Source organism: Megasphaera sp. AF13-6AC (genome assembly GCF_027685385.1).
GTDB classification, from domain to species: Bacteria; Bacillota; Negativicutes; order Veillonellales; family Megasphaeraceae; genus Megasphaera; species Megasphaera micronuciformis.
The window spans coordinates 1-2,240 of sequence record NZ_JAQCUN010000175.1; the positions used below are offsets into that span (position 1 = coordinate 1).

Below are 2,240 nucleotides of genomic sequence, written 5' to 3' on the forward strand. Positions count from 1 at the left end.
CACCGCGAATGACAACACGAGCCGTCGCAGGTGAATCGGGGCTCAAATTATCAGGTACTCGTCTACCGTCTCTTTCAGGATAAGAAAGAGGCCCGTAATTTTGATCCGGCGTAATCATAATACTGGCCCCTGCCGTCGCATCTACACGAACCCGTCCGGCCGCTTCCGTTCCGGTAGCCCCACCGATACTGATAATCACACTCGGGTCGGCAAACTGAGTTCCCGCAGCCAATCCCGTGACGGCCGAAAAACAAAGACCTACAATTAAGCCAACCGACGTTACCTTACGTAGTTTCATAACAATCGCCCTCCACTCGCTATTCATTAATTATTCTCAAATAATTATAGCAAGTTCAGACAGCTAAATAAAGTCTGACCGGGAAAATCCGGCAAACATAAAACCCGATGGGGCAAAGTATTCTACTTTGTCCCATCGGGTTTTTTACGCACCCATGTCATGTATACTCGGATTGCGACCGCCCGGCTTGGAGTTCAGCACCAAGGCATCCTCCAGTTCCAGTCGTTTAATCCAAAAAAGAGATTTAACACAGATAGTCACAACATCTTTACCGGCTACGGGCCGAAGAGTCGGCGGGTACCAGACTATGACATCGCCAAATTCTTCGTGCGGACAATCGGGTTTTAATGAGCGGTCAACCAATTGCAGTACGGGAATATATCTACCCCCTAAGGCATCACCGACTCAACAGTTTCCCGTATTTGATTGATAATCGAAGCGAATAAGAAGATTTTTTCCTTTTTTCTTTATATAGCGCATAGCGCCGTCAGTTACGTGTATCATAAATGAAACTCCTTTAGAGAGGCTTTATTTGTTCCGCATAGTCGCGTACAAAATAGTGTTTTTTCGCCTTTACGGGAACAACTTTTGCCTTATCGTTAAGATAAACAACCAGCATGTGTTCACGTGAATCGGCAGCTACAGCGGTCAAGGGTATTTTTTCTATTTCATCCGGCGAAGAGTAGTCTCTCGCCAAAACGGCTTTTTCCGAATTCATACGTCCTACAAACCCGTCTTTCGGGTTATAAATGTAGGCAACCGGCTTTGTTTCAAATACTTTAAGCGCTTCTTTTTTACGAATCAAAAGGGCTTCCGAGGTAGCTATAAAAACCTTACCGTCCGGCAATTCCTGTTTTACGGCAGACTTTTCGTCAATGGCCCGTACGTAAGAAAGAGGATACCCCTGTTGAACCGTAGACGGGGCCTTGGCAACTCGACCGCTAAGGGGAATGAGTTTACTACCGGGTTGCTTTGTCATATTAGCAAAAAGGGAGCTGAGCGTCGTATCACTATTGGTGCCTGCAAGCACCATGTCCATATAATCCGCATCGTTACTTGTAATTTTTTCCGAATCTTTAACGGATAAAGATAATGTCCCTTCAGTTTCCGACACGGTCGCCGTCATTCGGGCTTGCGTCGCCGTCGTATCTGCCGCCTGAGTTTCATCGTATGTGCAAACGCCCCCGTTACAAGACGCTACTACTACTGCAGCAATCATAAATTTCGTTACCGATTTCATACTTAATCTCCTCTAATATTGCCGGCTATAACCGACAACCTTAATACCATTCATTAATATATGTTTCCGTTTTAGGGAAAAGGCGGTCCAAGAAATCTATATCTTCCTCTCTCGCCGTCAATTTATTATAAAAGACCAAAGCCTTCGCATCAAGTGTACCGAAAACCAAAAGAGCTAACGCACCGATAGTCATCCGTATCGTTGCCACTTCTTTTACCGATTCTACAACGGCTTTACCTTCTTTCACAGTTAAGGAAAATGTCCCCGTGTTCCAGTCGGCCAAGGGATCTTCCACAGAAAATACCGCACGCCCTTGAATTTTTTTATCGTATGACAACTCTTCCAAAGCACCTTTAACATCGACAATACGACCCGTCATGAAGGGTATTGTTTCATGGCCCTTTTTACCGTCCGGATAGAATCGATATGACTGGTCTTTCATTCCTTCATTCCACTGCAATTGTTCGCCTTGCGAGCGATGATTATAGAAGTACTCGAGGAGCCCTCTTTTCCCCTTATAATCGGAATATACGAATTCTCCGCATTGAATTGTCGATTCTCCCAGTTGGTAAAAAGCATAAGCGACGGGATCCTCTCCGTCAAAAACAACACAAATATTTCCTTCCGCCAACTGTGCTTCTATATGACGACGCCACGAGGATTCATCGCGATAGGCACAGCCGGAAAGTCCCGATGTATATG

2 protein-coding genes and 1 pseudogene are annotated in these 2,240 nt (G+C 45.4%); all 3 read right to left on the reverse strand.

The window, feature by feature from the left end:
- Positions 1 to 298, reverse strand: a pseudogene (locus PGX78_RS07745) (hypothetical protein); the annotation flags it as partial.
- Between the two features lie 517 nt (positions 299 to 815).
- Positions 816 to 1,538, reverse strand: coding sequence for a hypothetical protein (locus PGX78_RS07750; RefSeq protein WP_270446325.1), 723 nt, complete (start codon positions 1,536 to 1,538; stop codon positions 816 to 818).
- Positions 1,539 to 1,578: 40 nt separating this feature from the next.
- Positions 1,579 to 2,240: GNAT family N-acetyltransferase (locus PGX78_RS07755; RefSeq protein ID WP_270446327.1), on the reverse strand; the 662-nt coding region annotated here is incomplete at its 5' end.

What these genes read in the sequence shown, in the direction of transcription:
- PGX78_RS07750 (WP_270446325.1), bottom strand. Translation starts at nt 1,538, where the DNA reads ATGAAATCGGTAACGAAATTTATGATTGCTGCAGTAGTAGTAGCGTCT.